Consider the following 16,183-nt stretch of genomic DNA (forward strand, 5'->3'; position numbering starts at 1 on the left):
TGTATCATGAATCTATCATTTTCTAAATCACCGATTTGTCACGGAAGGGGCGGACGTAGTATGGTAGACTAGAGTTACAGACTTCAACAACAGCGGGGGAAATGATGATTAAATTGGTATCATGGAACGTGAACGGGCTCAGGGCCTGTGTCAATAAAGGTTTTATACAATATGTAAAGCAAGTGGACGCGGACATCTTCTGCGTGCAGGAGACGAAGCTCCAGGAAGGGCAGATCTGCCTGGATGGTATGGAGGAGTATTACCAATACTGGAATTACGCCGAGAAGAAGGGCTATTCCGGTACCGCCGTCTTTACCAAGCAGAAGCCGCTGTCCGTGTACTCCGGGCTAGAAGAGGACGGGGAGCCGGAAGGGAGAATCCTTACGCTCGAGTACGAAGGCTTTTACTTGGTCAACGTGTATACGCCCAACGCGCGCCGCGATCTGTCGAGACTGGATCTCCGGCTGGAATGGGAGGACCGGTTCAGAAGCTACATTCAGCAGCTGGATGCGCGGAAGCCTGTCATCATTTGCGGGGATCTAAACGTCGCCCATCAGGAAATCGACCTGAAGAATCCGAAGTCGAACCGTGAAAACTCGGGTTTTACTCCTCAGGAACGCGGCAAAATGACAGAACTGCTGAATACGGGGCTGATCGATACGTTCAGACATTTTTACCCTGAGCAGGAAGGCGCGTATACCTGGTGGTCCTACATGCCCAAAATCCGTGAGCGGAACGTGGGCTGGCGGATCGACTATTTTCTCGTATCGGAACGGCTTGCCCCGTCCCTGATGGACGCCCAGATCGATCACCTGATCCTGGGGAGCGATCATTGTCCGGTCAAGCTGCTGATGGACGAAACGAAGCTGTAAACGGTGGATCTTGTCCTTGTAATCCGTCATCCCTTGGCTCACTGCGGCAATAAACATCATCAGACATTGCAGCGGTGAGTGAGGGGCATGATCCCATTTTTTAATACCACCCACAAAGATGGGGTGTTGACAATCCGGTAAACCGTATGCTACTTTATTTCTATAAATTTAGAAATACGAAATCAGGAAGGAGGAGCAGATATGAACGAAGATGTGGAGTCCAAGCAAGCCGTAAAAATATACAAGGCACTGGGCGAACCGACACGTTTGAAAGTGGCGATGATCCTTTCCCGGGAAGGTGAAGCCTGCTGTTCCACGCTTGGGAGCAAGCTGGAATCCGTAGCGGACTCCACGCTGTCCCATCATCTGAAGCAGCTGGCAGAGAGCGGTCTGCTGGATTCCCGTAAGGAAGGCACCTTTATTTTCTACTGCCTGAACCGTGAGGTAGCGCAGAAATATGCGCCATTTCTGTTGAACTAATTTTTTTTGTCCTTTATTTCTATGATTGTAGAAATACGAAAATATTAATCGAAGGAGTTTGATTGCATTTATGACCAGCACCTGGAAGATTTACATTTTGGCTATTATCAGCTTTTTGGTGGGTACCTCGGAATACATCGTTTCCGGTATTTTGGATAAAATTGCGGATTCGATGGGCATTACAGTCGTTGCCGCGGGCCAGCTGATTACCGTGTTCTCACTGACATACGCGATCGCTACGCCTGTTCTCATGGCCCTGACGGCAAGGTGGGACCGCCGCAGGCTGATGATCACGGCCCTCGGCATTTTCGTTGTCGCCAACATCTTGTCGTTCGTGCTGCCCGGATATGAACTGCTGCTGGCGTCACGCATACTGATGGCGCTTGGTGCGGGGATGGTCGTCGTCACGGCGCTTAGCATCGCCGCCAAAATTGCGCCTGAAGGTAAACAGGCTGGCTCTTTGGCCACCGTCATCATGGGCTTTACCGCTTCGCTCATCATCGGTGTGCCGCTCGGAAGAATGGTCGCGGCTGCTTTTGGCTGGAAAGCGGTATTTATCGGGATTGCTCTGCTCGGCATTGTCGCGATGCTCATCATTTCGGTGACCATCCCGCGGATTCAGGGAGACGCGCATGTGCCCCTTCGGCAGCAGTTTTCCCTTCTGAAAAATCCGAAAGTTGCGCTGGGCCTGTCTATCAGTTTCTTTTGGCTGGGCGGCTACTCGGTGGCTTACACGTATTTGTCCCCTTATTTGCTTCAAATATCCGGATTGCAGGAGAGCCTGCTGAGCACGGCCTTGTTAGCTTTTGGCATCGCCAGCCTGGTCGGCTCAAAAGTGGGAGGCTTCAGTGCCGATAAGAAAGGGGTGACCTTCACCTTATTGAGCGGGATGACTCTTCACGTGATCGCTCTTATTCTGCTCAGTCTGGCCGGCCACTCGGCGTTCGCCGTGTTCGCCATCCTGATCTTGTGGTCATTCGCCGCATGGTCGACAGGACCGGCACAGCAGTACAATCTGGTGACGATTAAGCCGGAATCCTCCGGTGTCATGCTGGGGCTCAACCAATCGATGATGCAGCTGTCCATGGCGGCCGGCGCCGGCATCGGCGGCGTAGTCGTCTCGGGCGTCTCGCTGTCGGCGGTTACATGGATCGGGGCTGTGGGGGTACTGGTTGCAATGCTGGCGCTGCTCGGCTTGAATCAACTGTCCGCAAAGCGAAAGGTTGCGGCGACGGAATAAAGGAATGGGTCTTCCTCTCGCATGGAGCAGAGAAACTGTGTTTATATCTAAAAAAGAAAGCGGCCAGTCCTCTTTAGGGACTGACCGCTTTTGTTATTTTTTAACCCACTTGCCCGCGCGAAACACCGGCTCGACGGTGCCGTCCGGCAGCTCACCGTCAATGTCCAATTGGTCCGAACCGATCATGAAATCGACGTGCGTCAGGCTGACGTTGCCGCCTTTGGCGAGCAGCTCCTCTTTGCTCAGCTTGGTTCCGCCCTCGATATTGACCGGATAGCAGCTTCCAAGCGCGAAATGGCAGGAAGCATTTTCGTCCACGCCTGTATTGTAGAAGACACGGTTCATGAGCGAAATCGGGGAGTCATGCGGCACCAGCGCCATCTCGCCGAGGTAGGACGCGCCTTCATCCGTTTGCAGCAGCGATGTCAGGTGCTCGCGGCCCGAAACGGCGTCGTATTCCGTCACTTTTCCGTCTTTGAAGGTTAACTTGATGCCTTCCACCAGCCGGCCGTTCAGGTTGAGCGGAAGCGTGCTGGATACCGTTCCGTTGACTCCGGTCCGCAGCGGCATCGTGTAGATTTCCTCCGTCGGCATGTTCGCCACAAAATACACGCCGTCTTCCTTCAGATCCCCGCCGCCGAGCCACAGATGCCCTTCCGGCATCTCGACCCGCAGGTCGGTGCCTGGCGCACGGTAGTGCAGGCTCTTATACCGCTTGTCGTTCATGTACTGCTGCCGTTTTTTCAGCTCAGCGATATGTTCCCGCCAGGCCTCGACCGGATCCCCGCTGTCGACGCGGTTCATGCGGAATACGGCTTCCCACATAGCCGGGACGCGTTCTTCCTCCGGCAAATCGGCGTAAACCTTGTTCGCCCAGGCACGGGTCGGCGCCTTGATCAGCGACCAACTGACCTTGTTGCTGCGTACGTAGGCCTGATACTTCTCCCGGGCCACCGCCGCCGCTTTCACGGCCGTCGATACTTTGGCGGAATCGATGCCACGGAACAGCTCAGGGTCGGGCACCTTGATGTGCAGTACCGCGCCGCCGCCTTCGGCGAGCTGCTCCATCATGTCGGCCTGCCACTTCGGATAATATGCGAACGAATCGTCAGGCGCTTGTTCATACCGGATGCGGGTCACCTTCTCGTCGTCCCAATCGACCTGAACATATTTGGCGCCAGCCTCATAGGCTTTGGACACGATCTGCCGTGTGAAATCTACGGTTTCCAGCGGGGATTGTACAAGCAGCACCTGGCCGGGCTGAATGTTCACCCCGACCTTGATCACCAGTTCGGCGTATTTCTCCAGCATTTGTTCAAAATGATCCATAACTCAAGTTCCTCCATCATATGTAAAATGGCATTCCTGCCGAGAAAAGAATGTCTGTGTACCAGTGTATCTCTATTCATTTCCTTGATGCAAGCTTATCGGGGCTTCCCGCTTTTTCGAAAAACTTTTTTGCATGCCTACCGGAGTTTAGGTTTTTTTAAGTTTCGGCTGATATCGTGTTTGTCATATGAAGGAAGGGAGAATGGACATGAACAAAGTGGTAAAAAACGTGCTGATCATTTGCGGATGCGTCATTGTGATCGGGGCGGGGGGGACTTATTTTTATCAAAAAAACGCCAGCGCGACGAAAACGGAAACGGCGACCATTACATATGCCGTCGAGAGGGGCGACTTGTCCAAAACAGTAACGTCCTCCGGCAATGTGGAAGCACCCGAATCGGTGAACCTGAGCTTCAGCGGAAACTCCAAAGTGACCAAGGTCAACGTAAGTGTCGGGGAAGCGGTGAAAAAGGGGCAGCTGCTTGCAGCGATGGATGCAACGGCGCTGCAAAACGAGCTGCTGTCAGCCCAGGCGAAGTATGACAGTGCAGTGGCGAAGCTGGACAGCATCCAGGCTGGAACGGACTCGGCTACCTTGAGCGAACAAAAAGCCCAGGTGTCCAAGGCGCAGTCCGACCTGGAGAACGCCAAGACGGCGCTTACGAACGCGAAAAAGGCAGCCAATGCATCGTACCTGCAGGCACAGGTGGACAAGGCCAAGGCTGCCGTCATCAGCACGCAGGCCAAGCTGGACGAAGCGAAGAAGGGGACGGACCCGTCCCAGATTTTATTCGCTCAAGTCGCGGCGGATAATGCCCAGAATGCTTATAAACAAGCGGTATCGCAGCAGAGCAATCTGGATCAGCTGAAAGAAGCGGTTACCAATGCCGAATCACAGGTGGATAGCGCGTCCCGCGCCTATGATCAGGCGGTTTCGCAGCTGGCCAAGCTGCAGGAAGGGCCGGCTGAAAGCGACGTGGCCAGTGCCAAAGCCGACGTGGCCATGGCACTCGCTGCCTTGAACGACGCGAAAGCCAACGCTGCCGGGGCCAAAATTTATGCGCCGTATGACGGGATCATTTCCGCCGTGAACGCCAAGGTCGGAGAGACGGTTGCCGGCGACGCTGCTTCGGCCATCTCCATGTACTCAACCGGCGGGAGCTTCCGGATTTCGGCCTCCATCGACGATACCGATATCACCGATGTGAAGGTCGGCCAGGACGTAAATATAACATTTGACGCGCTCACGGGCGTAACGCTGAAAGGCAAAGTCGTGTCCAAGGCGGTGCTCGGGGAAGCGCAGACCAGCGGCGTCGTGACGTTCCCGGTCGGCATTGAAATCACGGCGGGTCAAGATAACGCAGACAAGCTGATTCCGGGTATCAGCGCGACGATTGCCATTATTACCGACGGTAAGAAAGATGTATTGAAAGTTCCTGATGCGGCGATCAAGTCGTTTGGCGGACGGAAAATCGTCATGGTCGACAAAGGCGGCAAAGAGGAGCAGGTGGAAATTACGACCGGCCTTGATGACGGGGCGAATTCCGAAGTGCTGACCGGATTGTCCGAAGGCGACAAGGTAACCATTACGATGACGACGACAAAGGCGAGCACCGGAACGAGCCAGGGAACCATGGGCGGCTTTGGCGGCATGGGCGGTATGGGTGGCTTCGGAGGTATGAACGGAGGCGGCGAGATGCGTCAGTTTAACCGCAGCGGCGGAACGGGTGGAACCGGAGGAACTGGCGGAGGCGGAGCACGCAGCGGCGGCATGGGAGGTGGCGGACAGTGATCACCTTTGATCAAGTGAAGAAAATCTATGCATCAGGCGAGAACGAGGTCCAGGCGCTGAAGGGCGTCACCCTTCAAATCGATGAGCGCGAGTTTGTCTCCATTATGGGACCGTCTGGTTCAGGCAAATCGACCATGATGAACGTGATCGGCTGTCTGGATAAACCGACTTCCGGCAAGTACATGCTGGACGGCATCGACATCGGTTCAGCTACGGCCAAGCAGCTGTCGGAGGTGCGCAACCGCAAGATCGGTTTTGTCTTTCAAAACTTTAACCTGCTCAAGCGAACCTCTGCCATTGAAAACGTCGAGCTTCCGATGCTGTATGCGGGCAAAAACAAAAAAGAGCGGCGGGAGAAGGCCGAGTACTGCCTTGAGCTGGTCGGCCTGAAAACCCGGATGCATCACAAGCCGAATGAGCTCTCCGGGGGACAGCAGCAGCGGGTGGCTATTGCCCGCGCCTTGAGCAACGACCCAGCCATTATTTTGGCGGACGAGCCGACAGGCAACCTGGATACGGCATCATCCGAGGAAATCATGGGCATATTCCGGAGACTGAACGAAACGGGACATACGATCGTCATCGTCACCCACGAACCGGACATCGCCGCCCATACGAAACGGGTCATTTGGTTTCGCGATGGACTGATCGAGACGGACCGGCTGAATACGGAGCGTGAGCGGGTATGAATGTGGGGGAACTGCTGCGCATTTCAATCCGAAGCCTACGGTCCAACATGCTGCGCTCCTTCCTGACGATGCTTGGAATCATCATCGGCGTGGCGACCGTCATTGCCATGATTTCCATCGGTCAGGGAACGAGCAAGCAGGTGACGAGCCAAATCCAGAGCCTGGGTTCCAATCTGATCACGGTTACCGCAGGCTCGGGGTCGTCAACCGGCACTGCGGCAGGAGGCAACCAAGGCGGAAGCACGGGCACGCTGACCATTTCGGACGCTGACCCGATCTCCAAAATCGATACCGTGAAGTACGTCGCGCCGGTCTCGCAGGTGAGCGCGCAGCTGCTGAACGGATCGAACACTGCCTCTGCTACGATCATCGGCTCGACGCCGGGCTATGCCGACATCAAATCGTGGGAGACGGATATCGGTCGTTTCTTTACTGAGGATGAAGTCAATGACCGGGCAAAGGTCGTGGTCCTTGGCGCAACGACGGCGGAAACGCTATTTGGTGAAGCGGGCTTCGATGCGGTCGGCAGCATGATCAAAATCAACAACATCCCGTTTCGGGTCATCGGTGTGCTCAAAGCGAAGGGTTCTTCGGGTACGGTTGACCAGGACGACACCGTCATCGCGCCGATCACGACGATTCAGTCCCGGTTTCAGACCGGGAGCTCCCGGAGCAGTGTCCGGCAAATTTTGGTCGAAGCCAAATCTACCGACGTGATCAACAGCACCATGGCGCTGATCCAGTATACGATGCGCCAAAGCCATAAACTTGGCGGGGCTGACGATGATTTCAGGGTTCAAAGCCAGGAGGATGTCATGTCCTCCGCCGAAAGTGTCACCAAAACGCTGACCCTGTTTCTTGGCGGCGTAGCGGCGATATCTCTGCTGGTCGGCGGAATCGGCATCATGAACATCATGCTGGTGTCCGTTACGGAACGGACACGGGAGATCGGTATCCGGAAGGCGATCGGGGCCAAGGAAGGGACGATTCTATCGCAGTTTCTGTTTGAATCGGTCACCTTGGCTATCCTGGGCGGTGTGATCGGCGTCATCCTTGGCTTCGGCGGCTCCAAGTTCGTCGGCAAGCTGATGGACGTGACCACCGCGGTGTCCATGAACTCCGTGCTGCTTGCAGTCGGGTTCTCGGCCTGCATCGGCATCGTATTCGGCGTATTCCCGGCCAGACAGGCCGCGAAGCTGGATCCGATCGAGGCGCTGCGGTACGAATAGGCCGCCATTTGTGACGGACGGATTTATGTGAATCGGATACCAGCCGACTCAAGAACATTACAGCTTGGGAGAAAAAAAGGGCATTTCACCGAATGATGTTCGGCGGAATGCCCTCTTGCCATTTATGAAGCCGTTACCCGGCGTATTTGTGATGCCGATACACGGCTTTTTTAAGTGTCCCTTGGAAAACCGGGCCCGATGGCTGGTTTATCCCAGCTGTTTTTCCGCCGCATCCACCGTGTGCTTCAGCAGCATGGCGATGGTTACCGGTCCGACGCCCGCAGGTACGGGGGTAATGGCGCTCGCTTTTTCCAGACATGCCTCATAATCAACGTCCCCGACATTGCCTTCATTGTAGCCTGCGTCCAGAATGACGGCGCCGTCCTGAATCCAGTCTCCCTGAATGAATTTCGGTTTGCCTACTGCTGCAACAACGATCTCTGCCTGGGACACGATATCACCAAGGCCTTTCGTTCTCGAATGGCAGATCGTGACCGTGGCATTGCGGTTCAGCAGCATCAGCGAGACGGGCTTGCCGAGAATCGGGCTGCGGCCGACAACAACAGCGTGCTTGCCTTCTACAGGAATCCGGTAGTAATCCAGGATGGCGATAATGGCCGCCGGGGTACAGGAAGGATATGCGGCAAAGCCGAAAGCATTTTGCGCAAATCCCAGCGTGGTGACGCCGTCGACGTCTTTTTCAATAGCGATCGCGTCGAATGCGGCTCTTTCATCAATCTGATGGGGAACCGGATGCTGCAGCAGAATTCCGTGAACGTTCGGGTCGGCGTTAAGCTTTTGGATTTCACGGATAAGCTCCTCGGTCGTCGTCCCCGCATCCAGTGTGATTTTTAACGACTCCATCCCGAGCCGTCTGCAGGCATTGCCTTTCATGCGCACGTATGTGGCCGATGCCGGGTCGTCGCCTACCAAAATGGTCGCCAGGCAGGGGGTAATCCCCTGCTCGGACAGCCTTTTCACCCTGCTAGCCAAGCCGTCCTTAATGTCCTGCGCCACGCGCGCTCCGTCCAAAATCAGCGTTTGTTCTGTCATTGTCTGCATCTCCTTTAAATCATGGTAAGGTCCAGAAAAACATAAAGAGGCAAGGGGGAATTCCCCTTACCTCTGCCCAGGCGTACGGCTGTTTATATCCATGTGCTCCCTCATGGTTCATCCCATGTTTCCGCCAGTCGCACACAGTCCATCTATGTAGAATGATACCTTATTGTGCTTGCAGGCACAATGGGGAGTTTTGAGAATGATGCTTATGTGCTGCCGTTTCTTTTAAACACGATGTAATCCATTTTGGTCTCAACCAGCACCATCAGCTGCTGCGCCATATAAGACGCTGTGTATTTAAAATCAACCTCTGCCCAGTGCATAATGACCCCCACCGTGGCCGACATCCGGTAGCTCAGCATGATTTCGTAGTCGATCGGCGGCTCGGTCGGTTCCATTTCGATATGCATGTCCTTCCGCATCGACTCCCTGAGCCTGTCATACATGTCCATCGCCAGCTTTCCGCGTTCGACTCGCGATAAGGCCAGGAACACATCTTTATGCTGTTCGATATGTTCAAACAAGCGCAGCCCCGAGGGGTAGGTCATCGAGGCTTCAATTCGCTCCAGGCCTTCATACGGCTCAACGAGCAGTTCGGCGATGCCATGTAGAAACTCGTCGTGGATTTCCTTGAGCAGATCTTCCTTGCTGACGAAATGCCTGTAAAAGGTGCCCCGGTTATAGTCTGCGCGGGCTGCGATGTCCATAATGGTCACCGAATCGAAGCCTTTATCGAGAATTAAGGAAACGAGTGCGGATTTGAGCGCCTGCCGGGTTCTTCTGGCTCTGCGGTCAAGAACTTGTTCGTCTGTCAAATGCAATCTGCCTCCAGCTTGTCGTTTCTCCTATTATAACGCAAGTTGGGCTGCCGCCAAAACGCAGATAATCATCAACAATAAGAAGGTAAATGTTCAAGATTGTCATGGTTCGGTGACATACGGCGTCAACCTGTTGGATAGATGACATTATTTCAAAATATGATTATTGTGTGAACAATTAATAAGGGTGTAACCTATATATGTAGCAGACATGAGCTATAAAGCCCATAAATCATTTTATAAACTTTGTTGAAAAGGAAGCGATTCAGTATGAGTCAAACACAAACGAAAACGGCAGTCATTACCGGCGCGGCCGGCGGAATCGGGAAAGAGCTGGCACGGCGTTTGGCCGAGCGCAAGCTGAACCTCGTCCTGGTCGATTTGAAGGAAGATGCGGTCAAGAGCGTCGTTGAGGAGCTTGGCCTGAACGATACCAATTCACTGGCGATCGCTGCCGACGTATCCAAAGAGCAGGACGTGCAGAACTATGTGAACCGTGCTGTTGAAAAATTCGGCACCATCGATTACTTTGCGAACAATGCAGGAATTGAGGGTCCAACCGGGCTGATCGAAGAGCAATCCGTGGAAGCGCTTGATCTGGTATATAACGTCAATGTCCGCGGGGTGTTCCTGGGGCTGCATTACGTTATTCCAGTTATGAAAAAGCAGAATTCCGGAGCAATATTGAATACGTCTTCGCTTGCAGGCCTGATGGGCGCGCCAGGAGTGGCCCCATACATTATGTCCAAGCATGCCGTGATCGGCTTGACTCGCGTTGCTGCCAACGAGCTGGCTTCGCTGGGCATCCGGGTTAACGCGGTTCTGCCGGGAACGATCAACACCCGGATGATGCGGCAGATCGAGGCGAACTCCGGTAATGCGGAAGCCTACAAAGCCGCCAATGAAGCGGCAACACCGATGGGCCGTTACGGCGAGCCGCAGGAAGTAGCGGCGGTAATGAACTTTCTCCTCTCCGATGAAGCTTCATTCGTTACAGGTTCCCTGTACACGGTAGACGGCGGGATGGTCGGTCAGTAATCACGACAACCGGATTCGGCCAAAAAAAGAGGAACAAATGTTCCAGGAATTTATTGACAACCGTGTGAAATAGCGATATAGTGGGTTCAACATAGTTAATGGAAGCGGGAGAAGCACCCTGCAGGAAAGGCGTCATGCCTTGCTTGCAGGGTGCTTTTTTTTGTCCATTTATTATGAATTTTGATGATTTGGGGGAGATGAAGATGTCGTGTGTAAAAGTTTTATGGAAAAACAGCTTGTTGACGGTTTTATGCTGTACGGTCGTGTTGTTCATGCTGGGTCCGGCTAAGGCGGATGCCGCATCGGACAGTGCTTGGGACGCCGCTTTGCAGAGTATAGGCGTGCTTCATGACAGCTATAAGGCGCTGGATGAGGCCAACAAGCTGAAGAAGCAGCAGATTCAAGTGCTCCGGAAACAGAATGATGACCGGTTAAAGTCTGTCAATGCGAAGGTGCAGGGGATCGACAAAGTCAAGATCGACAAGCTGAAATCCGAAGCTGATCAGGCTCAGAAGAAATATCAGCCGCTGCTTAATGAGTATACAGACCTTGGGAAGAAGGCGGCGGATGCGAGAAAGCGCAAGGACCAGAAGGCCGCGCTTCAGTACGATCTGAAGCGCAACCAGATCAAGGCCTCGGCCAGTGCGGCCCGTGCGGAAATCAAGAGCCGTAAGGATGCGCTCGCTGCCGCCAAGAAGGAAGCCTCGGCCAAAGCCAAGGCAGTGAAGGATACGTTGGCGCAGGTCCAAACGTTAAGGAAGCAGGTGACTGCCGAGAATAAGAAGATTACGGCAGCGAACAGCACCCGGAGCGCGTCGGACAAGCGGTATAAAGCGGCAGTCAAGCTCGGGAACGCGATCACAGCCACGGCTGAGCTGACCGTAATGTATAAGGAGCTTGGTAAAATCAGCGCTTCCCTCAATCAAATTTACCAATGGGAGAAGCAGATCGATTCCGTCATCCGGACAGCGGAAACGAAACTCCCCAAGTCTTAAAGAATAAACGTGATATGTTCTTGAGAAGTACGTTTTGCTAGGGGGAACTACTCCTTTTTCTCCGGTTCGGGTGCTGCGGCTGGCTGCCATAGGATAACATGCCGGGTTTTGCTCCATTTTTCATAGAACAGCTGTGGCTCCTTCTTAAATACGCAGATGACGACATGAATAAAAAAGGCGGTATTCATGGCGAACACGATGAGTCCCAGGATCATGCGAAGGATCGGCGGAACGGTGTCAAGGGAGCCGGCCAGAACCCGGTTGGCTCCAAAAAACAGCCAATAGAGAATTCCATATCGAACCACAAGCGATTTAAGGGAGATTCGCTCCCCTCCATCGGTGAGACGGATGCGGACAAGCCATTTGCCGGGAGTCAGACCTCCCGTCAGCCAAGGTACCAGCATGAAATACATTCCTGTCGCAACCCAGAAGGAAGCCGGTACATGCAGGATATGCAGAATGCCAAGCAGGATCGCCCAGACGATCCCGTCCGCCATAAAGGCGATTCCCCGCCGCGTATAGGTCACCCGTTTGGCGGCCCGGTCGATATTGGCATCCAAATGCTCAATGCGGGGAAGAAGGCCGGATAACCATTCGGCTGCCAAGAATCCAAGCAAACCGCCGAGCGTGTTAGTGATCAGGTCATCTACGTCGAATACCCGGTACGGGTGATCGTAGAACCCGAATATTCCGGTGAGCTGGGTCGTCTCAAACAGCAGCGACAGCAAAAACGACAGCAGAATGGAAAGTTTCCATCCCGTCCGGAAATAATAACGGAGGATCATACCGAACGGAACGGTAAGAAACACGTTGAACACTACTTGAAGGAAGGCGCGTTCCGTCAGCAGCCGCAGGTACGTCGAGGGCTGCGAAGACACGACGGACGTTTCTTTCAGGATGTCGTGAATGAAATTCAGCGGCACCAGCTGAAGCGCCCCTCCGGCCATGGCGGGATTGTGCCGTGAAGACGGCAGCGGAAGGATGACCAGAAACAGTGCGTTGAGCAGGTACAGCAGGAACAGGTACAGTACAAACGCCCTGATTTTATGGATATAACCGTGTCTGCGGTACTGGACGACCATGAAGGGGATAGTAAAAAATAGTGCCGCAAAGGGAAAAGACAGAAATGCATACGAGATTGGAAATACATACGAATGAAACACGACTAAACTGCACCGCCTTAATTTCTTTATGTTTTCTATCGGCCTTGCCATCGGCTGAATGTACATCATAGCATAAGTATGATCGGTTTCTGGTTAAATTTTGTTTAAAAATCATAAAGAATCGTGAAGCAAATGCAGAAATTCGGCTAAATTTCTATCAGGTTGCTTAAGCAAAATGTTATACTTGAACTTATGGTTTTTGTTCTAATACAACAAGATTCAGCAGGAGGATATTTGATGTCACAACCAGATGGGGTTTCATTGCAGAAAAAATTAAAACCAAGGCACATCAGCTTGATGGCCATGGGCGGAGTCATCGGCACCGGTATCTTTAAAGGCAGTGCCGAAACGATCGGTCTTGCCGGACCGGGCGTCATTATCTCTTACGTCTTCGCCGGGCTGCTGCTGCTCGTTGTCATGGGAGCCATGGCGGAAATGGCTACGGTTTACCCGGGTAAAAATATGAAGGACTTCGTCCGTGAGGCCTTTGGCGAGAGAGTATCCTTTATTATGGGGTGGATGTACTGCTTCCTGTGGCTTTCCGTGTGCGTCATTGAGATTATAGCGGCCGGCAGCTTTTTGCAGTATTGGTTTCCCGGGGTACCGTTATGGTTGCTTAGTCTAGCCAGCGCAGCCTTCATTATTTTGATTAATCTGATGAGCGTGGGAAGCTTCGGCGAGTTCGAATTTTGGCTGGCGGGGATCAAAATCGCCATGATTATCGTCTTTATCGTTTTAGGGACATGCTTAATCTTCGGGATCATTCCGAGCGGCAACACGCCGTATCTGCATAACTACTCGGCGGCCGGAGGATTTCTGCCCAACGGATGGACGTCCATCTTTTCCGCTTTGCTGGTGGTTATGTTTTCCTACGGGGGCTCGGAACTGATCGGGTTGACATTGACGGAAACGGAAAACAGCGAAAAGGTGCTGCCCAAAGTGGTGCGCAATTTTATTTTGCGGATCATATTATTTTTCACGCTGCCGATCCTCGTGATATGCGGGCTGATTCCCTGGAACCAGCTTGGCCCCGAGTCGAGTCCTTTTGTCCAGGTACTGACTGCGACCGGCTTGTCCGGAGCGGCGGATCTCATGAATTTTATTCTGGTTACAGCAGTGCTTTCCGCAGCCAACTCGGGAATTTACGGAGCTTCACGCATGCTCCACTCCATGGCTGCAGCCGGTGAAGCATCGCCGGCTCTTGCCCGCACGAACCGGAGGGGTATCCCGGTAAATACGCTGTTATTGTGTGCTGTAATTTTGATATTGGGATCCATGCTCGGCATGTTTGCGCAGGATCAGTTGTTCCGCGTGTTAATGGCTGTTCCGGGATTTTGCGTCCTGCTGGTCTGGATTTGCATCTCCCTGGCACAAATCAAGCTGCGGAAGTCGTATCCGGTGGAGCCATCCTTTAAGGTTTGGGGGTACCCTTATGTTACGTCTGCCGTCGTGGCCTGCTTGGCGGTGATCGCGGCCATGTTTTTGTTCGATGCGCAGAACCGGCTTAGTATCGGCGTATGCATCGTCGTACTTATCGTGCTGATCATTTGGTCGATGATCCGGTTTTCAAGGACTGGAGGAAGAAGCAAGTAAGCGAAAAAGCGAATAATGTGCTTATGAAGCAGCGGGGTTCTGTCTCGTACGACCCGTCCAATTTGATATTTTTATCAAGACTATCGAATTTATTGAAACCTGAAGCTGCCTCCGTCCGTCTAAGATGGTAACGGAGGTGCAGCATGAAGAATACGATTAAAATCAGTTCGATTCTGCTGGCGCTGGCTATAGCTGTTGCGGTAACCGCATGCAGTGACAAACAGGAAACGGCGCCGGGGATGCCAGACCAGACGGATGAGCAGAACAATTCGTCAACCCAGCCCGGGAATGCTGGACAGGTGCCAACCGTGAAGGAAGGAACCGGTACGTATACCGGCCAGGCTGATCCGCATACGGTGGAGATTGTGGTTGACGGCAAGCCTACCGCTTTTCAATTGAGTGACGGGCTGGATCAAGCGATAGCCGATTTGCAGGAGCAGGACCAAGTCCAATACAAATATGAGGAAAAGGCTATTGAAGGCGAGGATACGCTAAAGCAGCTCGTATTGACCGAAATTAAAAAATCGGACAGCGTGCAAGGAACAGGCCAAGGAGCCGAGAGCGATACATCCGGCAAGGATTCATCTTCCAGTGCTTCGACCGGCGGCCAATCTGATTCAGGGGACTCTAAATCATCCGCGAGCAGCGGCAGTGTAAGTAAGCGCCCTGCCGAGGGCAAGCTGGAGGTTACCTTGGAAGGCAACGACGAAGTGCGCCCCGCCAAGCTTGTTCAGGCAGAAGGGTATTCGCTGTATATTCCCGAACAGTTTTCTTTTGATGCGGGCAAGCATCTGCTGTATATGAACGTTGACCACGAGTACTCGGTCCGTATTGAGAAGCTGCCTGCAGATTTCAATTTGGACCAGCTGGAGTCGCAGGGGAAGGAAGAGCTTAAGCCGCATGGCGAAATCAAGAAGCTTGGGGCGGCAGACCTTACCGGTCCGATGAAGGACGCGCTTATTTTTTTGACGGCATTCGATTCTTCGGGAACCCATGAATATATCGTGAAGGAGCTTGACGGCAGCGGATTTGTTTTTCATGTCACACAGCCGCAGAGGGAAGCTTCTGAAGGTTTTGGACCACTGGCGTTTGCAGCGCTGAATTCGATCGAGAACGAATAGCTTTCAAACTGAAATTACCGTTGTTTGCACGGGGATTTGCAGGAACAAGAAGAGAAAAACCGCCATCTGGCGGTTTTTTTCGCTTACGGTTTATTGTTGCCGGCAGAACGCCGGGGACCGGCTGGCCCTGGCCACGCAGTGCGAATAACAAGCTCTGCGATGAGAAGCAGCAAAGGAATCGTAATAAACACGCTGATCCGGTAGCTGACCGGGTACGGACTTCCGGCAAGCGTGCGGATCGTCCACGTGAGGACGTGGACAACCAGGTTTGTAAAGCAGAAAGCATAGCTGCGAACCATCCATTTCCGGTGGCTGGCCATTTGCTTTTTCCGGATCTGAATTACAGCGATCACTGTGAATGCCGGCCATAGCATCGTTAACAGGTTAAAGGCAATGCTGACTGACCTTCCTCCCGTGGCGACTGGTGCCATATAACCTGAGGTGAGGCCAACCAGCATGACGAAAATGACATATAAATATCCGTTGAACCGGTGGAATTTTACGTGTCTGATCCGGATCCGGTCCGCAAAGTTGACGGCTCCGCAGATCATGGCCAAGCAGGCCAATCCGGCATGAATCCTCATGACGATCAGCCACAGCTTAGGGTTCAGGGGATGGTTCAGGTCCGTTTTGAAGCCGAGAAATGCCGAGGCCTGGGGATCCTGAATGATCTGCACATAGGCGACGTATAAAATAAAGGCGATCACAACGATTAGCATCAGGGCATAATAGCGCTTGCTTTTTGACATGGCAAAATACTCCGCT

At 53.2% G+C, this 16,183-nt stretch carries 15 protein-coding genes and 1 riboswitch; of the genes, 10 read left to right on the forward strand and 5 right to left on the reverse strand.

Annotated features, from left to right (window positions below):
• The first annotated feature begins 107 nt into the window (after positions 1-107).
• From ABID47_RS14915 to ABID47_RS14925, 3 genes are all read left to right on the forward strand, one after another.
• Positions 108-872: an exodeoxyribonuclease III gene (locus tag ABID47_RS14915; RefSeq protein ID WP_354498763.1), complete on the forward strand. Its 765-nt coding sequence runs from the start codon at positions 108-110 to the stop codon at positions 870-872.
• 201 nt (positions 873-1,073) lie between these two features.
• The gene (locus tag ABID47_RS14920; RefSeq protein ID WP_105443464.1) at positions 1,074-1,352 is read left to right on the forward strand and encodes an ArsR/SmtB family transcription factor; all 279 of its coding nucleotides are present in this window, start codon (positions 1,074-1,076) and stop codon (positions 1,350-1,352) included.
• 70 nt (positions 1,353-1,422) lie between these two features.
• Entirely contained in the window at positions 1,423-2,592 is a 1,170-nt protein-coding gene (locus ABID47_RS14925) for an MFS transporter (protein WP_354497772.1), read from the forward strand.
• Between the two features lie 93 nt (positions 2,593-2,685).
• On the opposite strand, the gene ABID47_RS14930 is transcribed toward ABID47_RS14925, so the two are convergent.
• The gene (locus ABID47_RS14930; protein WP_354497774.1) at positions 2,686-3,921 is read right to left on the reverse strand and encodes an aminopeptidase; all 1,236 of its coding nucleotides are present in this window, start codon (positions 3,919-3,921) and stop codon (positions 2,686-2,688) included.
• A gap of 208 nt (positions 3,922-4,129) precedes the next feature.
• Between ABID47_RS14930 and ABID47_RS14935 the strand changes: the two genes are divergently transcribed.
• The 3 genes from ABID47_RS14935 to ABID47_RS14945 are packed head-to-tail and all read left to right on the forward strand — an operon-like array spanning position 4,130 to position 7,631.
• Positions 4,130-5,713, forward strand: coding sequence for an efflux RND transporter periplasmic adaptor subunit (locus ABID47_RS14935; RefSeq protein WP_354497776.1), 1,584 nt, complete (start codon positions 4,130-4,132; stop codon positions 5,711-5,713).
• Entirely contained in the window at positions 5,710-6,402 is a 693-nt protein-coding gene (locus ABID47_RS14940) for an ABC transporter ATP-binding protein (protein WP_354497778.1), read from the forward strand. Before ABID47_RS14935 ends, ABID47_RS14940 begins: the two co-directional genes overlap by 4 nt.
• On the forward strand, positions 6,399-7,631 hold the full coding sequence (locus ABID47_RS14945) for an ABC transporter permease (protein WP_354497780.1): 1,233 nt from the start codon (positions 6,399-6,401) through the stop codon (positions 7,629-7,631). Before ABID47_RS14940 ends, ABID47_RS14945 begins: the two co-directional genes overlap by 4 nt.
• A gap of 207 nt (positions 7,632-7,838) precedes the next feature.
• Here the strand turns inward: ABID47_RS14945 and ABID47_RS14950 are convergent, their stop codons facing one another.
• Together ABID47_RS14950 and ABID47_RS14955 are read right to left on the reverse strand one after the other, a co-directional pair.
• Complete coding sequence (locus ABID47_RS14950; RefSeq protein WP_145156916.1) at positions 7,839-8,684, reverse strand: bifunctional 5,10-methylenetetrahydrofolate dehydrogenase/5,10-methenyltetrahydrofolate cyclohydrolase; 846 nt, start codon at positions 8,682-8,684, stop codon at positions 7,839-7,841.
• Between the two features lie 67 nt (positions 8,685-8,751).
• Positions 8,752-8,835, reverse strand: a riboswitch (ZMP/ZTP riboswitch).
• 61 nt (positions 8,836-8,896) lie between these two features.
• Positions 8,897-9,505, reverse strand: coding sequence for a TetR/AcrR family transcriptional regulator (locus tag ABID47_RS14955; RefSeq protein ID WP_354497783.1), 609 nt, complete (start codon positions 9,503-9,505; stop codon positions 8,897-8,899).
• A 273-nt stretch (positions 9,506-9,778) separates the two neighbouring features.
• On the opposite strand from ABID47_RS14955, the gene ABID47_RS14960 reads away from it, so the two are divergent.
• Both ABID47_RS14960 and ABID47_RS14965 read left to right on the forward strand, forming a co-directional pair.
• Positions 9,779-10,546, forward strand: coding sequence for an SDR family NAD(P)-dependent oxidoreductase (locus ABID47_RS14960; RefSeq protein WP_076167506.1), 768 nt, complete (start codon positions 9,779-9,781; stop codon positions 10,544-10,546).
• A gap of 203 nt (positions 10,547-10,749) precedes the next feature.
• Positions 10,750-11,541 carry a hypothetical protein gene (locus tag ABID47_RS14965; RefSeq protein ID WP_354497785.1) on the forward strand — a complete coding sequence of 264 codons (792 nt, stop codon included), beginning with the start codon at positions 10,750-10,752 and terminating at the stop codon, positions 11,539-11,541.
• Positions 11,542-11,588: 47 nt separating this feature from the next.
• Here ABID47_RS14965 and ABID47_RS14970 read toward each other — a convergent pair whose 3' ends face one another.
• On the reverse strand, positions 11,589-12,704 hold the full coding sequence (locus ABID47_RS14970) for a VanZ family protein (RefSeq protein ID WP_354497787.1): 1,116 nt from the start codon (positions 12,702-12,704) through the stop codon (positions 11,589-11,591).
• Between the two features lie 237 nt (positions 12,705-12,941).
• Between ABID47_RS14970 and ABID47_RS14975 the strand changes: the two genes are divergently transcribed.
• Together ABID47_RS14975 and ABID47_RS14980 are read left to right on the forward strand one after the other, a co-directional pair.
• The gene (locus ABID47_RS14975; RefSeq protein ID WP_251674830.1) at positions 12,942-14,297 is read left to right on the forward strand and encodes an amino acid permease; all 1,356 of its coding nucleotides are present in this window, start codon (positions 12,942-12,944) and stop codon (positions 14,295-14,297) included.
• Positions 14,298-14,440: 143 nt separating this feature from the next.
• Positions 14,441-15,418, forward strand: coding sequence for a hypothetical protein (locus ABID47_RS14980; protein ID WP_354497789.1), 978 nt, complete (start codon positions 14,441-14,443; stop codon positions 15,416-15,418).
• A gap of 83 nt (positions 15,419-15,501) precedes the next feature.
• Here the strand turns inward: ABID47_RS14980 and ABID47_RS14985 are convergent, their stop codons facing one another.
• Complete coding sequence (locus ABID47_RS14985) at positions 15,502-16,167, reverse strand: DUF2306 domain-containing protein (RefSeq protein ID WP_354497791.1); 666 nt, start codon at positions 16,165-16,167, stop codon at positions 15,502-15,504.
• Positions 16,168-16,183 lie beyond the last annotated feature (16 nt).

The sequence above is a fragment of the Paenibacillus favisporus genome (genome assembly GCF_040545415.1).
Classification (GTDB): domain Bacteria; phylum Bacillota; class Bacilli; order Paenibacillales; family Paenibacillaceae; genus Paenibacillus_AQ; species Paenibacillus_AQ favisporus.